General features: G+C 68.1%; 29 protein-coding genes and 1 pseudogene. 14 read left to right on the forward strand and 16 right to left on the reverse strand.

What is annotated here, in order from left to right; translation table 11 throughout:
* Positions 1-156: 156 nt before the first annotated feature.
* From ACTWQA_RS34930 to ACTWQA_RS34940, 3 genes are all read right to left on the reverse strand, one after another.
* Positions 157-870 carry an SDR family NAD(P)-dependent oxidoreductase gene (locus tag ACTWQA_RS34930; RefSeq protein ID WP_443163248.1) on the reverse strand — a complete coding sequence of 238 codons (714 nt, stop codon included), beginning with the start codon at positions 868-870 and terminating at the stop codon, positions 157-159.
* Positions 871-1,041: 171 nt separating this feature from the next.
* A complete protein-coding gene (locus tag ACTWQA_RS34935) occupies positions 1,042-1,599 on the reverse strand; it encodes a cyclophilin-like fold protein (protein WP_443163249.1) in 558 nt (185 codons plus the stop codon).
* Between the two features lie 153 nt (positions 1,600-1,752).
* Positions 1,753-2,694, reverse strand: coding sequence for a helix-turn-helix transcriptional regulator (locus ACTWQA_RS34940; RefSeq protein ID WP_443163250.1), 942 nt, complete (start codon positions 2,692-2,694; stop codon positions 1,753-1,755).
* A gap of 267 nt (positions 2,695-2,961) precedes the next feature.
* Here ACTWQA_RS34940 and ACTWQA_RS34945 point away from each other — a divergent pair, with 267 nt between their 5' ends.
* Together ACTWQA_RS34945 and ACTWQA_RS34950 are read left to right on the forward strand one after the other, a co-directional pair.
* The gene (locus tag ACTWQA_RS34945; RefSeq protein WP_443163251.1) at positions 2,962-4,116 is read left to right on the forward strand and encodes an alpha/beta hydrolase; all 1,155 of its coding nucleotides are present in this window, start codon (positions 2,962-2,964) and stop codon (positions 4,114-4,116) included.
* Positions 4,117-4,425: 309 nt separating this feature from the next.
* The gene (locus ACTWQA_RS34950; protein WP_443163252.1) at positions 4,426-5,193 is read left to right on the forward strand and encodes an SDR family NAD(P)-dependent oxidoreductase; all 768 of its coding nucleotides are present in this window, start codon (positions 4,426-4,428) and stop codon (positions 5,191-5,193) included.
* Between the two features lie 121 nt (positions 5,194-5,314).
* Here the strand turns inward: ACTWQA_RS34950 and ACTWQA_RS34955 are convergent, their stop codons facing one another.
* On the reverse strand, positions 5,315-5,998 hold the full coding sequence (locus ACTWQA_RS34955) for a carboxymuconolactone decarboxylase family protein (RefSeq protein WP_443163253.1): 684 nt from the start codon (positions 5,996-5,998) through the stop codon (positions 5,315-5,317).
* 75 nt (positions 5,999-6,073) lie between these two features.
* Between ACTWQA_RS34955 and ACTWQA_RS34960 the strand changes: the two genes are divergently transcribed.
* The gene (locus tag ACTWQA_RS34960) at positions 6,074-6,715 is read left to right on the forward strand and encodes a TetR/AcrR family transcriptional regulator (protein WP_443163254.1); all 642 of its coding nucleotides are present in this window, start codon (positions 6,074-6,076) and stop codon (positions 6,713-6,715) included.
* 254 nt (positions 6,716-6,969) lie between these two features.
* Positions 6,970-8,004: an AraC-like ligand-binding domain-containing protein gene (locus ACTWQA_RS34965; RefSeq protein WP_443163255.1), complete on the forward strand. Its 1,035-nt coding sequence runs from the start codon at positions 6,970-6,972 to the stop codon at positions 8,002-8,004.
* On the opposite strand, the gene ACTWQA_RS34970 is transcribed toward ACTWQA_RS34965, so the two are convergent.
* Both ACTWQA_RS34970 and ACTWQA_RS34975 read right to left on the reverse strand, forming a co-directional pair.
* Positions 7,896-9,143, reverse strand: a complete 1,248-nt coding sequence (locus ACTWQA_RS34970) for a flavin-containing monooxygenase (RefSeq protein WP_443163256.1) — start codon at positions 9,141-9,143, stop codon at positions 7,896-7,898. The two genes, ACTWQA_RS34965 and ACTWQA_RS34970, sit on opposite strands and share 109 nt — an antisense overlap.
* Positions 9,144-9,311: 168 nt before the next feature.
* The gene (locus tag ACTWQA_RS34975) at positions 9,312-10,328 is read right to left on the reverse strand and encodes a methyltransferase (protein WP_443163257.1); all 1,017 of its coding nucleotides are present in this window, start codon (positions 10,326-10,328) and stop codon (positions 9,312-9,314) included.
* A 111-nt stretch (positions 10,329-10,439) separates the two neighbouring features.
* On the opposite strand from ACTWQA_RS34975, the gene ACTWQA_RS34980 reads away from it, so the two are divergent.
* Positions 10,440-10,607, forward strand: a complete 168-nt coding sequence (locus tag ACTWQA_RS34980; RefSeq protein WP_443163258.1) for a hypothetical protein — start codon at positions 10,440-10,442, stop codon at positions 10,605-10,607.
* Positions 10,589-11,032, forward strand: coding sequence for an SDR family NAD(P)-dependent oxidoreductase (locus ACTWQA_RS34985; protein WP_443163259.1), 444 nt, complete (start codon positions 10,589-10,591; stop codon positions 11,030-11,032). Before ACTWQA_RS34980 ends, ACTWQA_RS34985 begins: the two co-directional genes overlap by 19 nt.
* A gap of 208 nt (positions 11,033-11,240) precedes the next feature.
* On the opposite strand, the gene ACTWQA_RS34990 is transcribed toward ACTWQA_RS34985, so the two are convergent.
* Entirely contained in the window at positions 11,241-12,623 is a 1,383-nt protein-coding gene (locus ACTWQA_RS34990; RefSeq protein WP_443163260.1) for a hypothetical protein, read from the reverse strand.
* A 135-nt stretch (positions 12,624-12,758) separates the two neighbouring features.
* Between ACTWQA_RS34990 and ACTWQA_RS34995 the strand changes: the two genes are divergently transcribed.
* A complete protein-coding gene (locus tag ACTWQA_RS34995; RefSeq protein WP_443163261.1) occupies positions 12,759-13,208 on the forward strand; it encodes a group II truncated hemoglobin in 450 nt (149 codons plus the stop codon).
* A 144-nt stretch (positions 13,209-13,352) separates the two neighbouring features.
* On the opposite strand, the gene ACTWQA_RS35000 is transcribed toward ACTWQA_RS34995, so the two are convergent.
* The 3 genes from ACTWQA_RS35000 to ACTWQA_RS35010 all read right to left on the reverse strand — a co-directional run bounded on the left by ACTWQA_RS35000 (position 13,353) and on the right by ACTWQA_RS35010 (position 15,860).
* Positions 13,353-14,513, reverse strand: a complete 1,161-nt coding sequence (locus ACTWQA_RS35000; protein ID WP_443163262.1) for an RNA ligase RtcB family protein — start codon at positions 14,511-14,513, stop codon at positions 13,353-13,355.
* A gap of 277 nt (positions 14,514-14,790) precedes the next feature.
* On the reverse strand, positions 14,791-15,195 hold the full coding sequence (locus ACTWQA_RS35005) for a hypothetical protein (RefSeq protein ID WP_443163263.1): 405 nt from the start codon (positions 15,193-15,195) through the stop codon (positions 14,791-14,793).
* A 269-nt stretch (positions 15,196-15,464) separates the two neighbouring features.
* The gene (locus ACTWQA_RS35010; RefSeq protein WP_443163264.1) at positions 15,465-15,860 is read right to left on the reverse strand and encodes a MerR family transcriptional regulator; all 396 of its coding nucleotides are present in this window, start codon (positions 15,858-15,860) and stop codon (positions 15,465-15,467) included.
* A gap of 49 nt (positions 15,861-15,909) precedes the next feature.
* Here ACTWQA_RS35010 and ACTWQA_RS35015 point away from each other — a divergent pair, with 49 nt between their 5' ends.
* Positions 15,910-16,959, forward strand: a complete 1,050-nt coding sequence (locus tag ACTWQA_RS35015; protein ID WP_443163265.1) for an aldo/keto reductase — start codon at positions 15,910-15,912, stop codon at positions 16,957-16,959.
* An 8-nt stretch (positions 16,960-16,967) separates the two neighbouring features.
* Here the strand turns inward: ACTWQA_RS35015 and ACTWQA_RS35020 are convergent, their stop codons facing one another.
* Entirely contained in the window at positions 16,968-17,297 is a 330-nt protein-coding gene (locus tag ACTWQA_RS35020; RefSeq protein WP_443163321.1) for a zinc ribbon domain-containing protein, read from the reverse strand.
* Entirely contained in the window at positions 17,270-17,599 is a 330-nt protein-coding gene (locus ACTWQA_RS35025; protein WP_443163266.1) for a hypothetical protein, read from the reverse strand. Before ACTWQA_RS35025 ends, ACTWQA_RS35020 begins: the two co-directional genes overlap by 28 nt.
* 18 nt (positions 17,600-17,617) lie before the next feature.
* On the opposite strand from ACTWQA_RS35025, the gene ACTWQA_RS35030 reads away from it, so the two are divergent.
* Positions 17,618-18,010 carry a hypothetical protein gene (locus tag ACTWQA_RS35030; RefSeq protein WP_443163267.1) on the forward strand — a complete coding sequence of 131 codons (393 nt, stop codon included), beginning with the start codon at positions 17,618-17,620 and terminating at the stop codon, positions 18,008-18,010.
* Positions 18,011-18,609: 599 nt separating this feature from the next.
* On the opposite strand, the pseudogene ACTWQA_RS35035 reads toward ACTWQA_RS35030, so the two are convergent.
* The 3 genes and pseudogenes from ACTWQA_RS35035 to ACTWQA_RS35045 all read right to left on the reverse strand — a co-directional run.
* A pseudogene (locus ACTWQA_RS35035) lies at positions 18,610-19,452 on the reverse strand (IS5 family transposase); the annotation flags it as partial.
* A gap of 265 nt (positions 19,453-19,717) precedes the next feature.
* On the reverse strand, positions 19,718-21,310 hold the full coding sequence (locus ACTWQA_RS35040; RefSeq protein ID WP_443163268.1) for a multicopper oxidase family protein: 1,593 nt from the start codon (positions 21,308-21,310) through the stop codon (positions 19,718-19,720).
* Positions 21,307-21,717, reverse strand: coding sequence for a hypothetical protein (locus ACTWQA_RS35045; RefSeq protein WP_443163269.1), 411 nt, complete (start codon positions 21,715-21,717; stop codon positions 21,307-21,309). The genes ACTWQA_RS35040 and ACTWQA_RS35045 overlap by 4 nt, the downstream gene beginning before the upstream one ends.
* Positions 21,718-21,787: 70 nt before the next feature.
* Here ACTWQA_RS35045 and ACTWQA_RS35050 point away from each other — a divergent pair, with 70 nt between their 5' ends.
* A complete protein-coding gene (locus ACTWQA_RS35050; RefSeq protein ID WP_443163270.1) occupies positions 21,788-22,228 on the forward strand; it encodes a MarR family winged helix-turn-helix transcriptional regulator in 441 nt (146 codons plus the stop codon).
* Between the two features lie 242 nt (positions 22,229-22,470).
* On the opposite strand, the gene ACTWQA_RS35055 is transcribed toward ACTWQA_RS35050, so the two are convergent.
* Entirely contained in the window at positions 22,471-22,671 is a 201-nt protein-coding gene (locus ACTWQA_RS35055) for a hypothetical protein (RefSeq protein WP_443163271.1), read from the reverse strand.
* 539 nt (positions 22,672-23,210) lie between these two features.
* Between ACTWQA_RS35055 and ACTWQA_RS35060 the strand changes: the two genes are divergently transcribed.
* The 4 genes from ACTWQA_RS35060 (at position 23,211) to ACTWQA_RS35075 (ending at position 26,486) form a co-directional block, all read left to right on the forward strand.
* Entirely contained in the window at positions 23,211-23,507 is a 297-nt protein-coding gene (locus ACTWQA_RS35060; RefSeq protein WP_443163272.1) for a hypothetical protein, read from the forward strand.
* A gap of 66 nt (positions 23,508-23,573) precedes the next feature.
* Entirely contained in the window at positions 23,574-23,951 is a 378-nt protein-coding gene (locus ACTWQA_RS35065; protein ID WP_443163273.1) for a hypothetical protein, read from the forward strand.
* 30 nt (positions 23,952-23,981) lie between these two features.
* Positions 23,982-24,632 (forward strand): hypothetical protein, encoded by a 651-nt coding sequence (locus ACTWQA_RS35070; protein ID WP_443163274.1) that lies wholly within the window; start codon positions 23,982-23,984, stop codon positions 24,630-24,632.
* 696 nt (positions 24,633-25,328) lie between these two features.
* The gene (locus ACTWQA_RS35075; protein WP_443163275.1) at positions 25,329-26,486 is read left to right on the forward strand and encodes a hypothetical protein; all 1,158 of its coding nucleotides are present in this window, start codon (positions 25,329-25,331) and stop codon (positions 26,484-26,486) included.
* Positions 26,487-26,498 lie beyond the last annotated feature (12 nt).

Consider the following 26,498-nt stretch of genomic DNA (forward strand, 5'->3'; position numbering starts at 1 on the left):
GCCCTCAAGGCCATCCCTCGTATGTCCCCAGATCATGGTCCTGCACCAGCATATGGCCGACCGGCCCGGTCGGCGAGGAGACGGATCGGGGGCCGGCAGGGGCGGGCCTGGAACCGGGATGTGACCCGCTTTGATCTGAGTGCAGCGGGGTCGCGGTCAGTCGAGGGGGACGCCTGTGTGGCTCTCCAAGACGTGAATGAGGCGGGCCTGGAAGTCTTCGTCTTGCGATGCGGGGTGCGGTGTCTGCACCTGCTGGTGGTACCAGTAGCCGCCGGTGCTCGGGGTCACGTCATGGTGGGTGGCGAGCCACACTTGTGTCTGGTGCCCGGCGGTCAGGTCGTCCGGTGCGCCAGGACCGCCCATCCGTGTGGGGACCCATCCGGGGTCGACCGCATGGCTGGAGGTTCCTTCCCACCGGGACGCGACGGCAAGCGCGAGGGTGGTGACCCACAGTTTGCTGTCGCTGTAGGAGGCGGTGCCGGCGGTCAGCCGCCGCAGGTCGGTGGAGCCGGATCGGTGCATGGAACTGCTGAGATAGACGAGCCTGGCCGGCTTGTCCATCAGGGCCGTCAGTACGTACGGCGCGACGATGTTGACGTTGATCACGTCGGGAGAGTGCAGGACGCCGGCGTTGTGGATGACGGCGTCGAAGCGGCCGAACCTGGAGGCTTGCCGGGCAGCACCGCGGATCTCGTCCAGCTCGGCGAGATCCCCGATGACGACGCCCTTCCACCGGGAGGTGTCGTCCGCGTCGGTGAGACGGGCCTGGTTGCGGACGTGGATGACCACGTCGTGCCCGTCGTCGGCCAACGCGTTCGCCGTGTTGTGCCCGAGCCCGCTGGATGCCCCGGTCACCAGAATCAGTGCCATCTCAGTCATTCCCGTCTGTGTGTGATGGGTGCGGCGAACTGGTCGGGAGATGGCCTCACTGAACCGCGCCCCCATCGCCCGACCTGCCCCTGGTCGCCGGGAATCCGTCGTGGTCGATGTGTGTTCTACTGCCCGCCTTGTCTGCCCACGACTGAGGGGGCGCACCGCGCTTCATCTGGCCAGTGTGACGGTGACGTCGCCTTTCTCGAGCTGCTGCAGTTGTTCGGCCGTGGCGTTGTAGGTGCCGATATGGATCACCTGGTCTGAGTAGCCGATGCCGGCGGTGTTGTAATAGAAGCCGAGGTTGCCCCAGGGGACGAAGTAGATGAGGTCGCCGTCTTCAGGGTCTGAACCCGGTGAGCCGGTGATGTTCAGCTTCCGGGGGAGATAGGAGATCTTCTCGCGGCCGCTGAACTCCTCGAAGGAAAGGGTGAGCGGGAGCATCGCGAGAAAGTCCCGAGCCGTGGCGTTGTCAGCGCCGATGACGACGTCGACAGAGGTATCGCCGGCAGTGAAGCGCACGATGCTGCCTTCTACCTGACGCGCTGTGGAGGGGACCTGTGTGGGCGTGGTGTTCGAGGTGCTCGCCGAGGTGGGTACCGGCGGCGTGGATGCTGAGGGAGCCGAGATGTCCGGCTCGGACGCGGCCGGGCTCGCGGGCGTCGTGGCGCAGCCCGTGAGGGCAAGAAGCGCGGCGAGCGCACCGATGAGCAAGGCGTTCCGTTGCACGAGCATGTCCTTCAGGTGTTGTCGATATACGCGATCGGGTCCGCGACGTCCCCGGTGACCAGCGTTTCCTCAGCTGCGCGGCCGGCTGCGTGACTTCGCTGTTCTTGCGGGGCTGTCCGCCCGCCCTGCGGCTGGACGACGCGATCCTTGCGGTCAACGAGGCCGTTTCTCCTGGACATGGTCGTGGCCTTGATCCTCCTGCGTGAGGCAGGGCGTGGCGTCGAGGGTGGCGGCCCAGCTTGCGAGCAGGCGGAGGGCGTCGTGGGAGGGCGTGTCGGGGGCGGCGGTATAGACGGTCAGGTTCAGGCCGGGGTCGGCGTGCAGATCCATGGACTCGTAGTCGAGGGTGAGGTCGCCGATGGCGGGGTGGTGGAAGGTCTTGGTGCCGGTGTGGTGGAGGCGGACGTTGTGCTCGGCCCAGCGGGTGCGGAAGTCGGCGCTGCGGGTGGACAGCTCGCCGATCAGGTGGGTGAGGTCGTTGTTGTAGGGGTCGCGGCCGGCTTCGGTACGTAGGAGGGCGACGGTGACGTCGGCTGCGGTGTCCCAGTCGGGGTAGAAGTCGGGTCCGGCCGGGTCGAGGAACTGGAAGCGTGCGATGTTGGCCGGCTGGCTTGGTTTGGTGCGCGGGTGTGGGCTCCGGCCGGGGGCGGAGTGTTGGAAGACCGGCCAGTACATGGCGCGGCCGAGGCGGTTGGCGGCCAGGATGTCCATACGGCCGTTGCGGATGATGGCCGGGGCGTCGGTCATGGCGTCCAGCATCCGCTGCAGCCCGGGACGGACCTTGTGAGCGGAACGGCGGGTGCGGGGGCCGGGGCCTGCGGCGCGGGCCAGGTCGAACAGGTGAGCGCGTTCGGCGTCATCGAGCTGGAGGGCTCGGGCGACGGCGTTCAGGACGTCCTCGGAGACACCGCTGATGTGGCCCTTTTCGAGACGGGTGTACCACTCGGTGCTCACGCCGGCCAGCACGGCGACCTCTTCGCGGCGCAGGCCGGGCACCCGGCGGCGCCCGCCGGGTGCCAGCCCGGCCTGCTGCGGGGTGATCCTGGCACGCCGGCTGGCGAGGAAGTCGCGGATCTCGTCTCGGTTGTCGCGCACATCTTCACTGTATGAAGCGGCCGGGGCGGTATGGGGGGTGGAGGTTGTCCCCCCGATAAACGCGACCTCCCGCCCACGCGATGGAGCCGGTTTTCTAGGTGTTGTCATACGGCGTGACGGCCTGTCGTCAACGAAAGCTGTCTACCAGTGCCGCTCGATCAAGAAGCTACTCACTCTCACCTCTGAGGGCCAATCGCTTCCGATCAGGAAACCGCTGAATTCCCGTGCCGCCGAAGCTTTCGGCGCGGACCGCAAGGAGCATCAACGATGAACACGAAGTCTGATACCGCCGGACAGACGATGACAACGGCATCCGCAGGGCGGAACCGCACACGCCGTGGCCTGATCAAGCGGGCCGGCGCCGGCGCCGCCGTACTCGGTGTACTTTTCGCAACAGGTTTCACTTCGACCGCTCAGGCCGCCACGCCCTCGGCATCGGTGGCCCCTTCAACGCCGAACCTGCCACCTGGGGACACGTCCAACGGTGCGGACAACTTCTACACCAGCGACAGCGTAACGGTCCAGAAGGTTTCCTTTAGGAACCAGTACCGGATGAACGTCGCGGGGAACCTGTTCGTCCCCAAGAACCTGAATCGCCGCGCGAAGAATCCGGCGATGGTGGTCGGGCATCCCATGGGTGCGGTCAAAGAGCAGAGCGCAAACCTGTACGCCACGAAGATGGCAGAGCGGGGATTCGTCACCATGTCCCTTGACCTGTCGTTCTGGGGCAAGAGTGACGGCCGGCCTCGCAACGCTGTCTCGCCGGACATCTATGCCGAGGACTTCAGTGCCGCGGTGGATTTCCTGCGCACCCGGCCCTTCGTCGACAAGGAGCGGATCGGTGCGATCGGGATTTGCGGCAGCGGGAGCTTCGTCATCAGTGCAGCCAAGATCGATCCGCGTATCAAGGCCGTCGCGACAGTCAGCATGTACGACATGGGCGCCGCCAACCGCAACGGGCTCAGGAAGTCCGTCACCCTCGAGCAGCGGAAGGACATCCTCAAGCAGGCAGCGCAACAGCGCGATGTCGAGTTCGCGGGTGGTCGAACCGAATACACCAGCGGAACGCCTGAACAGCTGAATGACAACTCGACTCCGGTCGAGCGCGAATTCTATGACTTCTACCGCACCGCCAGGGGCTACAGCCCGAACACCACGACGCATCCAACGCTCACCAGCAACGTCAAGTTCATGAATTTCTACCCGTTCGCCGACATCGAGACGATCTCTCCCCGCCCGATGCTCTTCATCACGGGCGAGAAGGCTCATTCCAGGGAATTCAGCGAAGAGGCCTACCGGCTTGCCGGTGAAGCCAAGGAACTGGTGGTTGTTCCCGGCGCCGGTCACGTGGATCTCTACGATCGCGTCAACCTCATCCCCTTCGACAAGCTGACCACGTTCTTCCGGAACAATCTGAAGTGACCCAAGCGTGGCCGCGGAGAGAACGCGCAGCAGCAGCGGTCACGGCGGTCCCGCGCCGGTGCGCCAGGACCTGACCCGGCATCCGTACACGGCGGTGCCCGCCCTCCGGCGCTCACGAAAGCGACACCCGCGTTCCCTCGTCCGGTGAACGGCGGAGTCGAGTCGGGCATGGAACAGCTCAACCATCTCGAACGAAGCCAGGTCACCGTCGAGGTGGCCAAGTAGCAGCAGGCTCCGACCGCTACGGCCGCTACGACTGGGTGACCAGCATCCGAACGAAAGCTCACACCCGCCAGGAGAGAACACGATATGAACCCCACCTACGACTTCACCGGCCAGGTCGCCCTCGTCACCGGAGCCGGCTCCGGGATGGGACTGGCCACCGCCCGCGCCTTCGCTGAGTCCGGGGCCGCCGTCACCCTCACCGACATCAACGCAGAGGCCCTGAACACAGCTGCCAAGGACCTCACCGAGGCAGGCCACCGCGTCCTCGCCCTCACGTGCGACGTCAGCGACGAGGACCAGGTCGCCGCCGCCGTCGACCGCACCGTCGAGACCTTCGGCCGCCTCGACATGGCTTACAACAACGCGGGCATCCAGATCCCGCCCAGCGACGCCGCCGACGAACCCGCCGAAAGGTTCGACCGCGTCAACGCCATCAACCTGCGCGGCGTCTGGGCGTGCATGAAGCACGAACTGCGGCACATGCGCGCACAAGGCAGCGGCGCCATCGTCAACTGCTCCTCCCTCGGCGGCCTTGTCGGCCTCCCCGGCCGTGCCTCCTATCACGCTTCCAAACACGGAGTCATCGGCCTGACCACCAGCGCCGCTCTCGAATACGCCCCGCGCGGCATCCGCATCAACGCCGTCTGCCCTGGCGCCATCGACACCCCCATGGTCAGCGACATGATCGCCAAGGGCGAGCTCAACCGCGCCGAGGCCGAAGCCAACCAGCCCATCAACCGGCTCGGGACCGCCGAGGAGATCGCCCAAGCCGTCCTGTGGCTGTGCAGCCCCGGAGCCGGCTTCGTCATCGGCGTCGCACTTCCCGTCGATGGCGGCTACGTCGCCCGATGAATTCCTCAACGCTGGGGGAGGGGCGACACGGCAGTCACGCTGAGCAAAGCGGCGATCTCACTGTTGGTGCGGCCACGGGCTACAGGCGGACGCCAAGGTTCGCGAGCGCTTCCCTCCCGGGTCAGACCCGGGCGGCGCCGAGTTCTGTGAGCAGGGCGTCGAGTACGTGCATGGCGCGCCATGCCTTGGTCATGCCGAACTGCGCGGAGAACCGTACGACGGCACGGGCCTCCTCCGGCGTGGCACCGGTGCTGAGGGCACGCGTCAGGTGGGCGCGGAAGCTCTCCTGCAGGGTCTGGAAGAGCACGTCGACGGTCATCGTGATGAACGCGCGCTCACGGACCGACAGCAGTCGCATGTCGGCGCGCATCCGGGACTGCAGGTCCATGTAGATGCCGAACGGTGCGTCGAGGGCTGCCACGGTCTGCCGCATCGGCTCGGGGATCGGACTGCCTGTGCCGTTGGCGTTCACCTCGTGGCCCTGGCCGGTGGGAGCGGGGAGGGAGTGTTCCCGTTCCAGGCCGGTCAGGCGGGCGAGCGCCGCCAGAGCGGCGGGGTAGCCGCTGTCGTAGGCGACGAAGCGGAGCAGCTCGCGCAGGTCGTCGGCCGACAAGCCGCAGTCGGCCGCCATCGTCACGTGCTGTTGGAAGGGCAGGCCGAGGGTCTGCTGGCAGACGTCGGCGGTGAGGCACAGCAGGACCTTCTCGCGCGTGGTGAGCTCCGGAACCTCGTCCCAGAGCAGGCGGTCGGTGGCGGTGCTCATCTCGGCGAACACCGAGTCCAGCGCCTTCACCTGGTTCTCCATGGGAACTCCTCTTTATATGAACGGCTGTAGCGCTACGACTGTAGTGCAACGGTCGTTCGCCTACAATAGGCCACCATGGACAAGACCTCCTCCGCCCCGGCCGGCCCTCGTGGCGACAGGCGGGGCCGCAACCCGCGCGGCCAGGGCGAGCGGCTACGCGAGGACATCGTGGACACCGCCCTGCGGCTGCTGGACGAACTCGGCGACGACCAGACCCTGTCCATGCGCGCGGTGGCCCGGGAGGTCGGCGTCGCGGCGACCTCGATGTACATCCACTTCGCCGACCGGGACGCGCTCGTACTGGCCGCCCTGGAGAGGTTCCATCGCGAACTTGTGGAGGCCGTCGATCAGGCCGAGACCGGTGCCGCCGATCCGGCGGGGAAGCTGCGTGCCCGCGTCCTGCTCCTGGGCAGATGGGTCCAAGAGCATCCCGGCCTGTACAAAGTCCTGCACGAGAGCACGCTCAACCAGCGGGTGGCCATGTCGTTCAAGCAGGAGCTGGCCGAGCGCACCACTACCGCGGTGCAACGGTGCATCGACGCCGGGCTCGCCCCGGCCGACGACGCCGCAAAGGTCTCACTGGATCTGAGGGCGGCGGTTCACGGGGCCGTGTCGATGCGGATCAATCAGCCCGACTTGCCATGGCCGCCACTGGAGGAGCAGGTCGATCGGTTCCTGACCAAGCTCGTCGGCCTCACGCCTGCCGTCGGCCGCTGACCGAAATGACCACGACCGAACCTGGAACGTCGAGCAGGGGCTGGTCGGCGGGCGTTTGCCGCCGGCGCTGCTCGTGTTGGTGGGCGAGCAGGGCGTGGCCGACGGTGAAGCCGTACTCCTCTGCCTCCGCGTGAAGATCGCTTCGTAGGACAGCCGAACGAACAGGTCAAAGACCGGCCAGTGCCCACAAGATGCCGTGCATGCCCATCCAAAAGGACTCGCGTGACAGGAGGCTCGGTGGTAGCAAGAGAACAATGAAGGTGTGGCGAGCCAGCGATCAGCCTCAAGCCGCCCGGCTGGAGTACTTCCGGCACGCACTCGCCGACTCGATCGTGCCAGTCGATCTGCTCCCTGAGGACAAAACCCGCTTCTGGTGGGAGATCCGCACAGCGGAGCTGGGCGCGCTGCGGGTTGTCGACTTCACCGCCCCGACGGGCCAGGTGGTGCGCGGGACGAAGTTGATTCGCCAGTCGGATCCGGAGCTTTGCGTCATCCGGCTGCAGCTGAGCGGGCACCCGGTGGTCGAGCAGAACGACCGTCAGGTCCTGGCGCGCCCCGGCGAACTCGTCCTAGTCGACCTGTCGCAGCCCGTCCGCGTCGCCGGGGCGGCCCACCATCAGGTCTCCGTGGCGGTCCCGCGTGCGCTGCTGCCGCCGGCCCGCCGGGATATCCGGGATCTGGCCGCGGTTTCCCTGGCCGGGCGGCACGGCGCGCTTGTGGCCGGGCTGGTCCGTCAGATAGCCGCCGACCTCGACGGATACGCCGGGGTGGGCGCGTCTCGCATCGGCGACGCCATCCTGGACCTGACCGCCGCCGCCCTGGCCGACCGGGCGGGCCGCGAGGCGTTGACATCCGAGCAACGCGAGCGCGTTCTCATGCTGCGGGTCGAGTCCTTCGTCGAGCAGCGGCTCGGCGACCCCGATCTGACGCCCGCCGCCGTCGCCGCGGCTCACCACATGTCGCTGCGGACGCTGTACAAGCTCTTCGAGTCGCACGAGAGGTCGGTGGCGGGCTTGATCCGGGCGCGGCGGGTGGAACGCTGCCGCCGAGACCTCACCGATCCCGCCCAGGCCGGCATTCCGGTCAGCGCCATCGGCGCCCGCTGGGGCTTCCACGATCCCACTCGCTTCAGCCGCGTCTTCCGGGCCGCGTACGGCATGCCACCCGGCGAGTACCGCGCTCAGGCCTCCAGTCGATGGCGCACCGCCTCGGCCACGACTGCGGCGTCGCCCGGCATGCTGTACAGCAGACCGGACCCCCTGCGGATCAGCCAGGACAGGCCCAGGTAGAACAGGCCGGGAAGCGGCCCGGCGGCACCCTGATGGCAGGGCCGCCCGGCGGCGTCCAGCAGCCTGGGATCCAGCCAGGAGAAGTCGCCGGTGAAGCCGGTGCACCACACCACCGAGGAGACACCGCGTGCACGCAGGTCGATCTCCGGCGGAGGATCGAGATCGATCGGCGCGCCGGCCGGGTCGGCCTCGGCGGGGGGCGCGGGCTGGTTCCTGCGCCGGATCAACTCGTCGATCATCGCGCGTACGCGCCGGGCCGCGGCGTCGCCCGCGGCCATGTTGGCCGCCGTGCTGTCGTCGAAATGCACGTGCTCGCCGGCGACCCGCGTCATACGCCCGGTCAGCATCGCCCCGGATCTGGCCAGCGCCTGCAGGCTCAGACTGCGGCCTCCGGGGGCGATGATCGGCTGCGGCTCATCGATAACCGAGCGGTCGGGCAGCTTCTCCGGCCTCTGGTCCAGGAATCCGGCCTCGACCAGCCACTCGGTGCAGTCGCGGCCCCGGTACGGAGTCGGCACCCGCCCGGCCCGGCTCGTTGACAGCACCACCCGCCGGCCCGCCGCCAGCAGGTCCTCGGCGATCTGGCAGCCCGACTGCCCGCTTCCCACCACCAACACCGCCCCGTCCGGCAGCGCATCCGGGTCGCGGTAATCCGCCGCGTGGCACTGCACGATCCGCCTCGGCATCCGACGGGCTGGCGCGGGCAGTCTTGGCACGTTCTGGTCACCGGTGGCGACCACGACGCTTCGCGCACGTATCTCGCCGTCAGCGCCACGCAGGGCGAACCCGTCGCCTGCCGATGCCAGCCCGGTCACCGCCACGCCCTCGCGTACCGGAGCCTGCTTGCCGAGCTCGTCCAACAGCGCGGTGACCTGCGCGCCGGTCGCATAACCGCAGTCCGCCCGCGCATGCCGCGGGCCCAGGACCGGATTCATCCACCCCGGCGTGTTGAGCCGGAAGGAGGCCCACCGCTGGGACCGCCAGCTCTGACCCACCCGGTGCCGCTCCACCACCAAGTGCTCGACTCCTTGGATCGTCAACGCCGCGCTGGCCGCCAACCCGGCCGGCCCAGCGCCGACGACCATGCAATCGACCGTTTCCATCATCATCGCCCGCTCTCCGCGGCCCACGTCTGTCATGGCCACGTTAAGAAGCGGGCGATGTCCCCGTCATTGACCTCCTACGCCGCCACGTTGACGATGCATGCCTCATCACCATCGCCTCTTCCTGTGGGCGCGCCGCTCTGCGGCCCTTGTGAGGATCAACGGAATTCGACACGATCGCGATCGCCGAACGTGCTGCCGATCTCATTCGGGCAACGGCCGCCCCTCCACGATGCTGAAGGTGCCTCGGTCACCGTGGACGCCGGTCAGGTGCAGGCCCGCCCGCTCGAACAGCAGCGTGTACTCGCTCGCCGTACGCTGCCGTGCACCCCTGGCCATCACCAGCATCTCCAGGTCGATCAGCGTGGTGGGGGATGGCTCGCGGGGCGCGTCGGGGATGACGGATTCGCACAACAGCACCCGTCCGGTGTCCTTCATGGCGGCCCGGCAGTTGGCGAGGATGCGCACCGCGTCGTCGTCACCCCAGTCGTGAATGATGTTCGACAGCAGGTAGGCATCACCCCCGGACGGCACCGACTCGAAGAAGTCCCCGCCCACGAGCTCACACCGGTCCTTCACGCTGGCCATCGCCAGTGGCTCTCCGGCGCTCTGGATGACGTGGGGCAGGTCGAAGAGCACTCCCCTGCTCTTGGGGTGTTCGGACAGGACCGCCGCCAGGAGCGCGCCGTGTCCCCCGCCCACGTCCACGATTGTCCGGAATGGGCTGAAGTCGTAGGCCAACACCGAAGGAGCCACGAGGGCACCGGAGACCGCGGTCATGCCCTCGTTGAGTATCCGCCCGTCGTCCGGGTGGTCGCGGAAATGGTCGAAGCCGAAGCCGAACAGCCGCTCGAAGGCCGATTCTCCGGTGCGCACGCTCTCGACCAGGTCGGTCCACGCGCGGCGGTGGAAGGGCGCGCCGATCAGCTTGGCCATCCCGGCCAGGGAGCCGGGCTGGTCGGTACGCAGCAGCTCGCCCACCTCCGTCAGCGCGAACCGTTGATCGTCGAGCTCTTGGAAGAGGCCGAGATCGGTGAGTGCACGCAGCAGCCGGTACAGGGCATCGGCGTCCGCGCCCACCGCCTGGGCGAGCTCCTCCACCTGGTGGGGTCCCCGGGCCAGTTCGTCGGCCACCCCGAGCGTGGCCGCAACGCTGATCGCCTGCGAGACCCATGCGCCGGTGATGTACTGCATCATCTGAACGGTCGAATCTGGTCGCATGCCCGCATCCTGGCGAGAGGCCGGTGGCTGCGTCATTGGCGGCCAGAGCACGCCCATTGACTACCCGTGCACGAAGGGATCCATCGCCGGGGCTGCTTTTAGGGTCGAGGTATGAAGCGAGCGCTGATGCTGGGCGGGACGTGGTTCCTGGGTCGCCGGGTGGCCGAACGGCTTGCCGAGCGCGGCGATGAGGTCCTGCTGGTGCACCGCGGATCGGACCGGTCATCGCCCGAGGTGCCGGGCCTGCCCGCGTCACCGGCGTGGACTTCTCCCCGGTAGCGATCGCCCGGGCACGGGAGCTGGCCGAGCGCGCTGGTCTCACGGCCACCTTCGTCGAGGCCGACACCCAGCAGGACCTGGACACGATTCGCCGCGAGATGGACACCCACTTCTATGGCAGCCTCAACCTGATCCGCGCCTTTGCGCCCCAGTTGGACGACGGCGCGATTCTCAACGTTCTGTCCGCGATCTCGTGGCTCGCCTACGACGGCGCCGGCGCCTACCACGCGGCCAAGGCCGCCGAGTGGGCGCTCACCAACAACGTCCGTCTGGAGCTGGCCCACCAGCGCACCCTGGTGACGGGCCTGCACCTGGGCGCTGCGGACACCGACCTCCTGGAGCCGCCAGGTGAAGGCATGGCTGGCGGAGGACCCGAGCGTCATCTACCGGGAAGCGGCGGCCGCCCTCACCGCCTGACCTGCTGATCCTGAAAGGTCACGGCACCCGCGGCCGTGGCTTCAGGCCGCAGTTTCGCCAGTTGCAGCTCGCCGTGGATCAGGGCCTTGACACGCTGCTTGAACCACTCCGGCTTTGTTGGAGGCCCAGGTGACGCAGTTAACAGGTTCCCGCGCCGGGATCGCGCCGCGACCACCGTTCCTTCCCGCACCGGTTCGGGGCGGTTCAACGGGCCGCTCAGGGGAGGCGCCGTACGGAGTCGGTGACCTTGCCGTCCTTCATCTCGGCGGAGAGCTTGAACGAGCGGGACCTCACCTCGGCGGAGAACCAGCGGACGCCGCCCGGACCCACCGGACCGAGCGGAAGCTCTGCCGAGGTGCCATCCGAGTAGCTGATGCGCACCTTCCTCACCCCGGTCCCTGCGAAGCCGACGAGGACGTTGTCGCTGGGCAGACCGAGCTCCATCACGTCACGCATGATCATCAGCGGCACCCGGCCGTACTCCGGCTTCCACGGTTCGAAGCTCCCACCGCCACCGTCCACGATCTCGGCTCGGCGGGAGAGCACGCGGAAGTTCCACGTGAAGGTTCTTCCCTGCAGTCCGGCGCTCATGGCCCAGGCCCGTTCGGCGTTCCTGCCGTGCGTGACGACGCGCAAGGGACGGTTCTGATCGTCGGCGGGCGGGAACAGCAGGTCCGGAGGGTACTCCAGGATCTGGTCACGCGCCCGCTCGACGGCTTCGGGGCCGGCCGGGCGCAGATCTCGTACGAACGCGTCCACCACCTCGTCGGCCAGACCCAGCGCGGACACCTTGACGATCATGCCGTTCTCCCGCCAGAGCCGGACCTTGGGCATCATGAGGGCCGGATCGTCGTGCACCCAGTCCAAGCTGAGCGATCCGCTGGACAGGAGGTCGCCACCCGCCAGGCCGGTGGTGCCGCGGATCTCCCGAGGCTCTCCCATGACCGTGGCGCCGGTAAGAATCTCCATGCCGGCATCGCCGGGCAGCTGGCTGACGGAGAGCCTGGCTCGCGCCCGCCGGTTGGTCCAGACCTGCTCGGTTTCGCCGAGTTCCGCCTGCCAGTTGCCGATCGGCAGCGAACCGGTCTTGACGAGGTTCAGCCCCTGCGGCAGATACGCGGCGTCGATCCGGGGCCGCCGCAGATCCTCTGCCACTCCGTTGGCCGCCCTGATCAGCTCGGCCTCCGACAACCCGTGGCCCAGCACCGCGAACGACTCGAAGTCCTCGCTCGACCTTACCGGCCAGGTGATCCAGCGGTGCTGTCCCGATCCGCCCATGGTCGCCTCGTGCTTGTCCAGCTTGACCGGCTTTCCACCATACGGCTGCTCGCCGTCCTCCGACGCTGTCACGAGGACGGCCAGCGTCCTGCCGCCGAGGGTGGCGCCTTCCGCGTACGCCGTGACCGGATCCTGCTCGGCCTCCGATGTGACCAGTTGCTCCAGATGGAGATCTCCCGGCCGCTCCGGCAGAAGCAGCGCCGCGGAGGCCTGGCCCGGAGTGGGCGCATGATGACCCTGCCGAAGGCCGGCCACGTCACCGCCGCATCCGGCGCCGCAGACGATGAGGGCAGCCGCCACGAACACACGCAAGGAACTCATTCACGCTTTGACGCGATCTTCCGCGCGGGAGTTCTCCGTGCGGGGGGTTCTTTCCTGAGGACATGGTCCTCATCCAGCGGCTCCTGACCAAGGCGGGGCCTGTGGATTGTCTGCCGGCCCTGGCATTCTCGGTGCATGGAGACTGTGTATACGGCCGTGGGCGGCAGCAAGGGCCTGCTCCGCCTTGCCGAAGCGTGGCATGCTCGCGTGATGGCGGACGAGGTGGTCGGCCATGCCTTCGGCCATGGCTTTCACCCTCAGCACACCGAGCGGCTGGCCGCGTACTGGGCCGAGGCACTTGGTGGACCGACCCTCTACTCAGATCAGTATGGCGACGAGACGTCCGTCGTGCGCATGCACAGCGGCAACGGCCCGCACGAGGAGATGGATGGCCGCGCGATCGCCTGCTTCGACCGGGCTCTTGAGGACGTGGGGCTGACCACGGGGGAGCCGCTCCGGCAGGTGTTGCACGACTACTTCGCCTGGGCGACCACCACGGCCATGGCCCGCTATCCGGAGTCCGCGGACGACGTACCGGAGGGCCTGAGCATCCCCCGGTGGTCATGGGACGGCCTGCAACGCTGAGTCGCCTGCTTTCTCACAGGTACATCCGCCGGTTGGGCCGGGAGACCGCCCATCGCGGCGTGTCCTCACGGGCCCGCACTTACCGGGCCAGGGCCCAGGCGCACTCCTGCGGGCCGCGCCCGGCGGACAGGAGCAGGTGGTCGCTCACGACCGCCCCCGCTTACGGCGGTGCTCCCGGTGGTCTCTCTGGTCAGCCGTCTTGTACGTGACCAGCGGGATCGTGGTGGCCACGGGTGTGGCCAGGTCATGGTGGACGAGGTCGTCGATCACCTGCTCGATGCGCTTGTACGCCGACGGCGCCTCCTCGAACAGCAATTGCCGGTCGCCACACACCACCAGCGACCCCATGGGCGTGCGGCGCAGCTCTTCAACCGTGTGCTTGGCCTTCCCCCGGCGCAGCGCGTCCGCACGGGACATCTTGCGGCCCGCACCGTGGGCCACGGAATGGTTGGCGTTCGGCCCGGCGTGGCCTGCCACGAGGTAGGACGGGGTGCCTCGCGTACCGGCGATGAGCACGTCACGGCCGTCACCCGGCGCCGCCCCCTTGCGGTGCAGGTAGATGCCGTCGCGGACCTCGACCAGGTTGTGGCATTGGTCGACGATCGGCTCGGTGGGCTCGGCCCCCAGGGCATGAGCGACCCGGGCGGCCAGCAGTCGCCGGTTGAGCGACCCCCAGCGTACGGCGCCGTCATGCATCGCCAGGTATGCACCGGGATCAGGAGCGGGGCCCGCGCCGTGGACCTCGGTGTGCGCCCGCAGGATCCGCTCGCCCAGCCCTCGGGAACCGCTGTGGACGATGAGCACCAGGTCGCCGGCGTCGAGCCCGAGCCGGTTCGCGTGCTCCGGCTCGAAGACGCTCCCGATCCGCGCCAGCTCCACGAAGTGGTTGCCCCGGCCGACCGTCCCGAGCCCTTCGACGTGACCTGCGGGGATGTCGCCTTTCACCACGGTCCAGGCGGGATCGTCGGCATCTTCCTCAGGGTCGAGCGCGCGATCGAGGTCGGGGAACCGGGCGGCGAGCTTCTCGGGTACAGCGCGCTTGAGCTTGATGGGGAACACGGCGATGCCGCAACCGATGTCGGAGCCCACCAGGAACGGGTACAGGACGGTCGACGTCATGGCGGCGCCGATGGGGGCGCCCTTGCCGGGGTGCAGGTCGGGCATGGCGGCGACGTGCATCATGCCGTCGAGGGCGGCCACCTGACGGCACTGTGCGACGGCATCGGACTCGATCCAGCTCGTGGGGGAGGCGAACACGGTGACCGTGGCCGCAGCGGCCGGAGGCAGGGAGTGTTGCTGAGACAAAGACGCTCTCTTCGCTGAACAGGATGTGGGCATGCGGCATCACGGCGGCGAGTGAGCGCCGTGGCATCTCGAAATAGCGGTGCTGTCCGTCAGAGCCTCATGGACACCACATTCCCCGAGCCCACTACGCGAGGCAAACGATTTTTCGGCCGGACTCCGATCGCAGAGCCGAACCCTGACCGCGTGAATGGGCCGATCCCATGACCGTTGATCGTGCGCACGCCGTCGTGTCACAGGGGTTCGAAACGGACCCCTGTGACACGAGGCGGACATCCCATCAGGCGGCGTCGAGGGCTGCGGTGATCTTGCGGGCCATCTCGGCCATGGTGGGGCTGGGCTCGCTCTTCTGGCCGTGGCCGGCGGCCTCGATGGTGACGAGAACGGTGCGGCGGAAGTTGTCGGCCTCGGCGGCGTCCAGCTGCTGGAGCAGGGTCATGGACGCGGTCAGGGCGGGCAGCACCTGGTCGGCGAGGGCGGCGGTGGTCTTGCTGCTGTACAGGCCCTTGGGCGCCTTGGTGAGCACGTGCCCGACGACGCCGGTGGCGGAGGTCAGGGCGATGGAGGCCTGGGTGGCCGCCTTGTGCGGGGAGCCGGCGGCGCCGGCGGCGGTGATCAGGGAGACGGCGCCCCAGGCGGCGGTGCGGAGGGTGTGCTGGTCCTGCTCGGAGAGGGTGATGGCCATGATGGTGTGTTCCTTTGTGAGAGATGGGTTCTTGCTGGTGCCCGGTGGCCTCGGCCTGGTGGCCGTGACCGCCGCGCCGTTCATGGCCTTTACGATCGCCGACCCCTCTGATAGCGGGCCGTCGCCGTGCTGACGCGGCCGCTGACACGGCACGTATGGCCGGCGCTGGAAACCCACCGTGCCGACGTCAGACCTGGCCGCCTCCGTGGATTTCTGGACCCGCGGCCGGCCCCTCCAACGGTGAGCATCGAAGGAATCCCCGAAGAGGCTTAGGGCGCACAATCTGGGACGTTGTCCCGCAAACCCAGACGGCTCTCGTAGACGGCCACCTTGTGGGTGATCAGCTTGAGGCACTCCTTGAGTTCATGCATCTGGGCGAGCACCCGTTCCCGATGTTCGCGCAACACCTCCAGCCGTTCCACCTCGTTGCCTTGGCCTGCCCTGACGAGCTCGGTGTAGCGCCGGATGTCGGTCAGGGGCATGCCGGAGGCCCGCAGCCGGATACACACGCCCAGCCAGTCGACGTCACCCTCGCTGTAGACCCGGTGCCCTGCGGTTCCCCGCCGTACCGGCTGGGCCAGCAGCCCCTCCCGCTCGTAGAACCGGAGTGTGTGCACGCTGAGCCCGGTGCGCTCGGCGACCTGACCGATGCTCAAACCCGACATGCGGCCCAGTTTGACCTAGAGTCGGCTCTAGATTCTACGGTTCCGAAGTATGAGATATCGCATCCTCGGCGGCACTGGTATCGAGGTCAGCACCCACTGCCTCGGCACCATGATGTTCGGCTCGGCCGGCAACCCCGACCACGATGACAGCATCCGCATCATCCACACCGCCCTCGACCACGGGATCAACTTCGTCGACACCGCTGACATGTACTCGGCGGGCGAATCCGAGGAGATCGTGGGCAAAGCGCTGCAGGGCCGGCGAGACGAGGTGGTGCTGGCGACGAAGGTGCACTTCCAGATGGGGGAGGGGCCCAACCGCAGCGGCAACTCGCGGCGTTGGATCATGCGCGAGGTCGAGGCGAGTCTCAAGCGGCTGCGCACCGACTGGATCGACCTCTACCAGATCCACCGCCCCGACCACCGGACCGACATCGAGGAGACCCTCTCCGCACTGACCGATCTGGTACGGCAGGGCAAAATCCGGGCCTTCGGCAGCTCGGCCTTCCCGGCGCACGAGACGGTCGAGGCCTACCACGTGGCCCGGCAGCGCGGCTTGTACCGGTTCCGCACCGAGCAGCCGCCGTACAACATCCTGGCCCGCGGCATCGAGGCCGACGTCCTTCCCACGGCGCAGCGGCTCGGCATGGGCGTGCTCACCTACAGCCCGCTGGGCTGGGGGTTCCTGACCGGCCGTTACCGCAAGGGGCAGCAGGTCGACATGTCGCGGGGCCGCGCCGCGCTCGCGCCAGAACGGTTCAACCCGTCTATCCCGGTCAACGCAGCCAAACTGGAGATCGTCGAGGAGCTGGTGAAACTGGCGGACGAGCTCGGCTGCACCCTGCCGGCGCTGGCCATCGCCTTCGTCATGTCACATCCGGCGGTCACCTCGGTCATCCTCGGCCCGCGCACGATGGAGCAGCTGGAGGGCTTGCTGAAGGGCGCCTCGCTGGTGCTCGACGACACCGTGCTCGACCGGATCGACGAGCTCGTGCCGCCCGGCACCAACGTCTACCACCCTGTCGGCCTCTGGAGCCCCGCGCCCCTGACCGACCCCGCCTTGCGCCGCCGCCCGCTCGGCGACCGCGCCGCGAGCTGACCCAGAAGTCAACTACCACCGGCCGAAGCCGGTGGTTTGCTCTCACGGTCCCGTCTGGCTGAAGGGAGGCCGGTAGCGTGCGGCTGGTTTACAACAGCCCAGCCCGCATCACCGCGTACGGCGACGTTGCGGGCCGCGATGTGATCGGCGTGCCCAGCGAGGCCACAGCCGGTGCAGACGAACCGGCCCCGCGCGGGCCGGTTCGCTCTGGAGACGCACCCGCAGTGGGGACAGGCCTGCGAGGTGTAGGCGGGATCGACCGGCAGGAAGGCGACCCCGGCCTGCGTGGCCTTGTAGCGGGTGAAGTCGATCAGCTGGGCGAAGGCCCAGCCGTGCAGGGTGCGCCGCTGGAGCCGGTGAGCCCTTGCCGGCCGCGGATGCCCCGGAGGTCCTCCAGGGCGATGCCGCGGCCGGTGCGTTCGGCTTCGCGCACCACGTGTTTGCTGATTTGGTGGTTGATGTCGGTCATCATCCGGTGCTCACGCCCGGACAGGCGGCGCAGCACCCGCCGCGCCGCAGGAGTGCCCTTCTTCTGCAAACGCCGGCGCTGCCGATGCCTGCGCTCCCGCAGGCCGCGCACATGTCCGTTGCCGTGGATCGGCCCGGGCAGCGCCGGGCCGCTCAGGTCAGGCCCGCGCACCGCCGGATCATCGGGCAGGTGACGGAGGCCGACACTGCGGCAGCGGTCACAGGCGACGCAGGTGCCGCGCTCGGCCGCGTCGTCGAGACTGATCTCGCGCTGCCGATCCGGCCCGTCAAGCTGCGGCTCCTCGGGCAGGCGCTCGACGTGAGTGCGGCAGTCGCGGTCCGGCCCGCCCACGCCCGCACGATCGGCCAGGCCAGCGAGTCCGGCCTGGCGCATGCGGTCGGCCGCCGCAAGATCCGCCTCGTCGGGCGGAGCGTCGAAACCGATCAGGCCCGGCCGCTCAGGCAGCTCGGCCGCGACATCACCAGCGTGGACGGGCCGCGCCGCACGTGGAGCGCCACCCCGACGCGGCGGCAGTGGAGCGCTGACCCGCCTCACCGTACCTGGTCCGCCTCCCGCGCGTAAAAACATGGTTTTGGACGCTGAGTCGATCATTTTTTATCTTGCGGTCGCAGCCACTCCACCGGGACGTCGGCTGCCTACAGCGGCCTGTCGTGGTCGTGAGTGAGTGGAGTAGGTGGATCCACTAGCGGCTCCGGAGCGCGGAACTCAGCAGCTCTTCACTTTGTCCAGCCACCACCCGTTATAGTCGATGATCTTCCATCCGTAGGCGGGTACGGTCACGCATTTGTCCGGCCCCACCTTGATGACGAGCTTGACCCTGGCCGGACGTGAGCAGTAGATGTTGTCGAGGTGGATGTCCTTGAGTAGCCGATCGTCTCTTAGAGCCTGCTGACAAAGGCTTAAGAGCTTGTGGGCATGGGGCCGTAGAGGGCTGGTCCGATCTTGTTGATGTAACCCTGGTGGGACCATTGGGACAGTTGGACGCGGAAGCTGTTGATGTTCTCGATTCCGAGGATGGCGGCCAGTTCGACCCCTTTCCAGGCTCGCCAGGGCTCGGCGGCCAGGAGTTGCAGGACCTTGCCGCGCCGGTCGGGACTGGACAGGTTCGGAAGCGGGGGCGGGTCGCTCCAGCGGCCAGGGGGCGGTTGGCCTGCCAGTTCGCGGGTCAGGCGGCGGGTCATCTGGTGCACGGTGGCCCACCAGATCATGGCTTCGTGGTGTTCGGGTTTGCGTTCGTAGATCCGTACGAGCCGGCGGTAGCGGGTCAACCAGGCGAATGTTCGTTCTGCCACCCACCTGCGGGGCAGGGCGACGAAGCCGCGGATGTCGTCGGAGCGCTTGACGATGGTGACGGTCAGGTGGAGGACGTCGCGTGCCCAGGCGAGCAGGCGTCCGGCGTAGCCGCCGTCAGCCCATACCAGCGCGATGGTGGAGAACTTCTCCCGCAGCCGGGCCAGCAACGGGTGTGCGCCGTCCCGATCTTGAACCGACGCGGCGGTGACGATCGCGCACAGCAGCAGCCCGAGGGTGTCGACGGCGATATGCCGTTTCTGCCCCTTCAGCTTCTTGCCCCCGTCATAACCGCAGGCCGCGGCCTCGACAGTCTCGGCCGCCTTGACCGTCTGGGAGTCGATGCACCCGGCCGTCGGCAACTCGCCGCGTCCGGCCATGACCCGCAGACGGCCGCGTAACCGCCCGGCGAGCCGTTCGGGCAGGCCACGCCGGGACCAGCGCAGGAAGAACGCGTACACTGCCTCATGTGGCGGGAAGTCCACCGGCAGAGCCCGCCACTCGATCCCATACCGGGTTATATAGGTGACCGCGTCGAGCACCGCTCGCAAGTCATGCACCATCGGCCTGCCGGTGACTGCGACCAGCTCGGCCATCACCGCCCGCGCCTCACCTTCCAGCACCGCCCATTCGGCATCGGTCAGATCCGACGGATATGACGGTTTCCGGCCGCGACATCGGCACCCCGGCGAGGCGCAATCGCTGGCGTTCACGAGCGCGGCGGCCAGGCCGATCCGGTCCGTCGTCTGTACCCGGTCGAACCCTGGCCTGCGCAGCCGCAGCGCGGCTTCGAAGTGAGGGCTGGCGGGGTGGCCGAGGTGGGTGAGGTCGCGGGCGCTGACGGCCCTGGCACCGGCGTGTTCGGCGGAATCGAAGTAGGCGTCATGTGCAGGCCGAAGCCGCTGGGCGCGCCGAGACGAGTCTTCTCCGCCTGGCTGCCAGCCGGTAGGGATCCGCCCGCACCGGAGACTTCCTCGGTCATCGGGTGGTGAAGTTGGCCATCATGGCCCTGTCCTCGTGTTCCAGATTGTGGCAGTGGAAGACGTACTTGCCGGGATAACCGTCGAATCTGATCGCGATTGCTGCTTCTTCCGAAGCCCGCAGGTCGATGGTGTCCTTCCATCCGGCGTCGAATGCCCCGGGGCCGCCGATACCTCGGGAGAGCACCTGGAAGGGGCTGAGATGGAGGTGCACGGGGTGATGGAAGTCCGCGATGAGCCGCCAGACCTCGACGGTGCCGAGCTTCGGCGCGGCGGCGATGTCGTCGGGGCTGAATGGCCGCTCGTCGATGAGCCAGCCCTTGATGTGGTTGACGTCTCCCGATTGAAAGCGGAAGGTGCGGGTCGTGACGGCCTGGGCTGCGGTGAGCGATTCGACTGTGGAGAGTTTGTCGGGAACTGTGAACGGCTCGTCGGCTTTCTCACCGACGATGAAGCGCATGATCTGGGACATGTTCCCGTCACCGAAGTCGTTGAGCAGCGTCACCGCGGTTCCGGGTTTGTAGCTGGAGAAGTCGATGATGACGTCGAGACGTTGCGCGGGGGCGAGCTCGACATGCTCATGACGAATTGGTGCGGCAAGGAGCCCGCCGTCCGTGCCGATCTGTGTCAGGAGGCCATCGGGTTGCGGGTCGAGACGCAGGTCGAGGCGTCTGGCATTGCAGGCGTTGATGATGCGCAGGCGGTATGTGGCGCCGTCGACTCTCGCAACCGGCCAGGGGGTGCCGTTGACGAGCATGACGTCTCCAAGGACGCCGGCGACGAATGAGCCGGTGACGCCGGGTGTCCTCATCAGGCTCCCGTCGATGCTCGGGTAGGACAGAGAGCCGTCCGCGGCGAAGCTGCGATCGGTGATCATGACAGGGAGCTCGCGTGGGCCGGAGGGCAGGCCGAGAGCGTCTTCTTCGTCGTCTCGCACGAAGTGGAGGCCGGCGAGTCCGCGCCAGACGCTCGGGCCGGTGAAGTCCATCCGGTGGTCGTGGTACCAGAGCATCGCCGCGCGCTGGTCGAGTGGATAGGTGTAGGAGCGGTGGCCTTCGGTGGTGTCTCCGACCATCGAGCCGCCCATGTTCGTGTGGTCCATGTTCATGTGCTGGTTCATGTAGGACCTGTCGACGGGGTAGACGAAGTCGATCGGGTATCCGTCGCTGTCGGGCGGGGTACGGCCGCCGTGCAGGTGCACGATCGTGGGAACGGGAAGGTTGTTGGTGTGCGTCACCACGGTCGTGCGGGCACGTCGGCTGACGATGGTGGGGCCGGGGAAGATCCCGTTGTAGCCCCAGATCACCGTCTTCACCCCCGGCAGGATCGAGGCCGTCGCCGCGGTCTGAGTGATCTCGTAGTAGTCGGTATCGGCGTCGCTGCGCACCGGCTTCAGTACGGGCGGGGTCTGGAAGGGCATCGTGAACGGCTGCGGGAGTGGCAATCGGCTGCGGAGCAGATTGCCGGTCGAGGTGTGCCCGGCCGCGCCGAGGGAGAACGGGATCCCCACTCCCAGGCCGATGCCAGCGACAAGGCCGGCGCCGATGAACGCCCGGCGGCTCAACTTGATCCGGCGGTTCTCCTCGGTCATCGGCGTCTCCAGGCCCAGGCAGCGAGAGCGGCGGCGAGGAGGATGATCGCCACACCGAGCGGGATATGCAGGCTGATCGCTCGCGAGAAACCGAGAACGATCTGCAGCCCGATCAGGCCGAAGAGGCCGAGGCAGGCCAGGATGGGCCACCAGGGTCCGCGTCCGGGCCACCGCTGAAGTACGGCCGCGACGGCGGAGATGAGGACGGAGATGCCAGCGAAGGTCGCGTTCTCGCGGTGAACGTGCAGTGAGTCGTAGCTGCCGGAGAGGAACTGACCGGCGAAGACCGCCTGATCGAACAGCATGATCATCGCGACTGTGCTCGTGATGCGGAACACCCAGCACGGCCAGCGCGGCGTGAGCCCGCGTACCACGGCGGCATCCCCTGTTGATTGTGTCGTCGTCACACGCCGTCCTCGTCTCGTCCAATAGATTCATTTGAATCCGATCCATATGAATCTAACATAGGATAGAACCATGCCGAAGCCGCGGGGAGTCGACCTCCAACTCGGCCTGTTGCTGCGCCAGTCGCACCAACGAGCCGCCGGGACGCTGAACAACGCCCTCTCCTCGCTCGGCCTGACCGGCCGCCACTTCGGCGTGATGATGCTCCTGGGCCGCGACGGCGTCTCGACCCAGCGTGACCTGATCCGACAGACCGGCAGCGACAAGGCGGGCATGGTCCGCACCGTCGAAGACCTCGAAACCCTCGGATACCTCTCCCGGGCCCGGTCCACCACCGACAAACGGGTGGCCAATCTCAGCCTGACCGACAAGGGCATCGACGCTCTCGACACCGCCCAGCGCCTCGCGGCCAGCGCCGCGGAAGACCTGTTCGGATCATTCACCGACGCCGAGCTCGAAACCCTCCAAACCCTCCTGACCAGGTTCGTCGCCCCGACAGAACGCAACGCATGACCCGCCTGACACGGGCAAGCACGCGCCCGGGCTCGCCCACGGCGAACTGACCGCGTCCGCCTGGCCCAGCCACTGCGCCACGTGGCTCGCGGCCCAAGGCTTCGGCCCGCGTCCCCGATCGCCGACAGCCCGCAGGGGCAGCGGCCTTGTGGTCTTCCTTGGGCCCCGGCCGCGGGCGTATCACTCGAAGATGGCCTCGACCAAGGCATGCCTCGTCCCCGCCTCAGCGACCAAACCCTTTGTCAGCAGGCTCTTATATATAGGCATCCGTAGTAGCCTCCGTCCTCCCATCCCGCCTGCCGCGTGGGCCCGAGGCTGTTGGCCCCGCTGCGGTCGGCTTGAGCCGACGCCGTCGTCATGCACAGGAGGGTGGCGGTCGCGGCGACAGTCGCGGTGCCCGCCCGCACCAAGCCGCGCATGCGATGCGTTCCTTTGTCGTTCATCTGTCCTCCGAAATCTGCAGGGATCGAATAGCAGATCGCACTAAGCCCTACCTGCACGCAGAGCAGAGGTTGAGGCTCAGGGCGCTCAGCAGAAAGCGGGTCCTTGTCCGAGACCGCTTGCCCGCCGTGCCTATGCCGCCAGGATCGTGGCGGCGAGATTGTTTGGCAGCCCTCATCGGGCAGGCAAACAATGTGTTTCTTGGAGAACCGGCCCTCCATGTCTCACCAACCCGGTGGCCGCGCGGCATGGACGCCTCGACAGGTGATGGTGACCGTTGGGCGCGGCAGGCGTGGTCGTCGTTGACCATGGTCCGGCATGGCGTTGAGGTTGGAACAGCGGGGCGTGGGGCGGTGTAGTCGACCAGCAACTGCTCGCAGCTGGTGGGAAGCGAGGTGTGACGGGCACCGTGTCGCTTCGGCTGTATACCTTCCGCGTCCGCCTGGGTGTTCTCAGAAGTTATCTCGGGGGTCCTGATCCGGCCTGGATGTGACTCTTGGCGGCAAACCGCCGCGGCATCGTTGTTGCTTAAGGAGTCCCAGTGGAGACGATCTCGTCGCTATCGCTGGAGTGGCTGCCGTTCTGGGTGCACGGCGCGGCCGGAACGGAGCAGGTGGAGGTCGCGTTCACCGTGCCCGGCGTCGAACCGGTGCCCGGCGACTGGAAGCCGGCCGAGTGGAAGCCGGACTCGGCCAGCGCGCGGGGCGCGGTCGCGCAGATCCTGTTCGGCCCTGGCGGCACCGTTGCCAAGCCGGACGGCACCTGGCAGGCGTGGGTGCGCGTGACCGCGCCGCGTCAGCTTCCGGTGCTGCCAGCTGGGCTGATCGACGTCATCTGACCCCCGCGCGCTTCCGGCCGCCGCCGACACACGTTGCGACCCTTCGAGAACAGAGTGAGGGCGATCATGCCGCTGCCTGACCATGACCAGGAGTGGCCACCGCCGCACATCCGGCGCGAGATGCGGCTGTATGAGGAGTGGGGAGCCTGGTACGCGGGCGACCCTGACCAGCTCGCGCAGGTGTACGGCGCGTCCGGGATGATGCACGGCATCGGCCTGGACCCCAAGGGCTGGGACCGGCCAAGTAAGGGCTTCACCGGCTGGATCCAGCGTGCGGCCCGCTACTTGTGGGGCACTCCGGTGCCGCTCGGGCAGGTCCGCTCGACGAAGCTGCATGTGCCGATCGCGGGCGACCGCGGCCGGTCGTGGCGGTGGCTGCGCGGCCGGATCGCGGGGCTGCTGGAGCGAGCGCCGCCACCAGGCCGATCGCGCCCTGCGCGGTAGTCGCCCGCTTCCTTCCGCGCATCCCGGACCTTGCAGTGGGCGCCGGACGTGCTGCTGGCCGCGCTCCTGGGGGTGCGGCACCGGCTCATGAGCCTCCGCTACCAGGCAGGGAGCATCGTCCGCGTCGCCGACGTGACCGTCATCGCCGCCTCCGAGCCTGAGCTGTGGGTCGGCGCCGCCCGCGCCCGCCTGGCCGCCGTCGTCGAAGTCCCCTCGGTGTACTGGCGGGACGAGACGGTCACCACCTGGGAAGGCTCGGCGAACGCCAACGGCCAGACGATCATCACCCTGGCCGGGAGCACCGCGCCCATCACCGACTCGCTGATCCGCGTCACCGGCCCGGCCACCAGCATCACCATCCGGGACGTGGCCACACAGGGCGCGGTCGGCCTGCTCACCGGCGGCTCCAACAGCATCACCGCGTTCGAGCGGCTGCTGATCGACGCCGCCGCGATGCGCGCCGCCGTCGTCACCGCCGACACCTGGGACCTCGCGACAGGCACCGACCGGACCGGCGTCATCTCCGTGTTCGGACCCGGCAGCGCGTCACGGTGGATCCACCTCACCCCCGCCGTCGCGGTCGGCGACCCGTTCTCCCGCGCCGTGCTCATCAACTGCACCGCCTCCGGCACGACCGCCGCATCCCGGCTGGAGGTCCGGGCGCGGCGCGCGTACCTGTGATTGAGGCCGTCGTTTGTCCTCCCGGACTGCGACATTGCCCTCCAGTCAGCGTCCACCGAGTGCCGCAACCTGTGTGCAAACGGCGTGCATACTGGAGCACGACTTAAGGGCGGGAATCAGAGGGTGACGCAGGGCAACCCTCTGCTCTGCACCCCTCCGGGCACGTGGGCCCATCCTTCGGCGCAGACCTTGCCAGGACTGAAGGTGACATACCTGGTCCACTGCCAGCAGTAGTGGATGAGCTCGCTGTTAACGCTCTTGCCCCCCGGTCCCCAGATACGGAAGTGATACGGTGCGCTCTCGCAGACGTTGGGTCCACCGGGGCGTTTCGTTGCCCGGGCGTAGACCACGTTGGCCACAGTACGGAACGCCTCGATACAGGTGTAGAGACTGCATCCACTCTCCGAGGCAACGACGGCCGACCCCGCCACGCTGCCCGTCGTTACCGCCGCTGCGCCCGAAGGCGCTGCGGCGGTCAGTCCTGCGACGAGCGTGGCTCCGGCCATTGCTGTGAGCAACTTGTTCCGGATCAAAGTAGAACTCCTTTCTCTTACCAAGAGACGATCGATCACGAGGAGGAACAAAACCAGGCCAGCAACCGGGCATTGACCGGACATAAACGTCCAGCTTGGCCACGCCCGCACGTCGGAGAACAGGCGCTACTCCCGTCGTAGCGCTGCAATCTGGGGAGGGGCGGTGCCGTTCGACATCCGCCTCGTCGCTTACGCCCCCAACGGCGCACGACTCGGCATCCTCCCGCACCCCCTGGACATCCAGGTCGCCTGGCCTCTCAACGACGTGCCGAGCTTGAAGTTCGCCTACAGCGCGCACGCAGTCGGAGCCGAACTCGTCGCCGCACCGTGCGAAATAGGCGTCCAGTGGTCAGCGGACGGCAACGTCTGGACAGAGAACGGCGACGGCCGGTTCCTCCGCGCCCGCCGCGAAGGCGACCAGCTCGACCTGTCCGGCGTGTGGCGCTTCGACTGCCCCAGCTACCTGTGGGTGCTGAAGAAGGCCGTCACGTACGCGCACGCCTCCATCGCCCCCGTCAACGGCCAGCGCATGTACGGCTCGCCGACCCCCAACGCCACCGCCGGGTTCATCATGAACTCGCTGCTGACCGAAGCGCAGGCGCGCGGCGCACTGTCGGGGTTCGCGTGGACGTTCACCGGGTCGCTGGACTCGGCGTCGCTGACGTGGAACCAGACGTTCGGCCTGGGCATCACGCTCGGCACCGACGTGCTCGCGGTCCTGCTCACGCTCGTGGACGCCGGGCTCATCGACATCCGCATGACCAGCCCTCGAACTCTGTCAGCGTGGCGGCCCAGCACGGCGATCTTCCGCGACCTCACCACCGGAGCCACCCCGGTGGCGCTCGCCGGCGGCAGGGACATCCGCGTCGCGCCCGACGTCGGCACGCTGGAGGACATGGCCAGCGCGGCGTACGTCGTCGGCGACAGCTCATTCCGCGTCGAGCGGGTCAACGTCGGTACGCCGCTGCCGTGGGGGCGGTGGGAGGTCGGCGTCCGCCAGGTTGGCGTGACCGAGGCGACCGCCGCGAACCTCGTCGGCGACTCGCTGCTCGTGCGCGGCGCGGTCGAGCGGGTACAGCGCACCCGCGAGCTGCTGTTCGCGAACAACACGCGCTGGCTTCCCTTGCGGGACTACGTGCCCGGCGACCGCATCTACGCGCCCGGCGAGGCGGGGCAGCGTGTCGCGCTGCGGGTGCGGCAGATCACGCTCACCCGCACCGACCGCGGGGTCGTCGGCGGGAACCTCGTCCTCGATGACCGGCTCGCCGACCAGGAGATCCGGCTGCGACGACGGATCGCTGGCATGTCGATCAGACCCTAGGCGCCCAGATGC

It is taken from the genome of Nonomuraea sp. 10N515B, from assembly GCF_052245915.1.
Taxonomy (GTDB): Bacteria; Actinomycetota; Actinomycetes; order Streptosporangiales; family Streptosporangiaceae; genus Nonomuraea.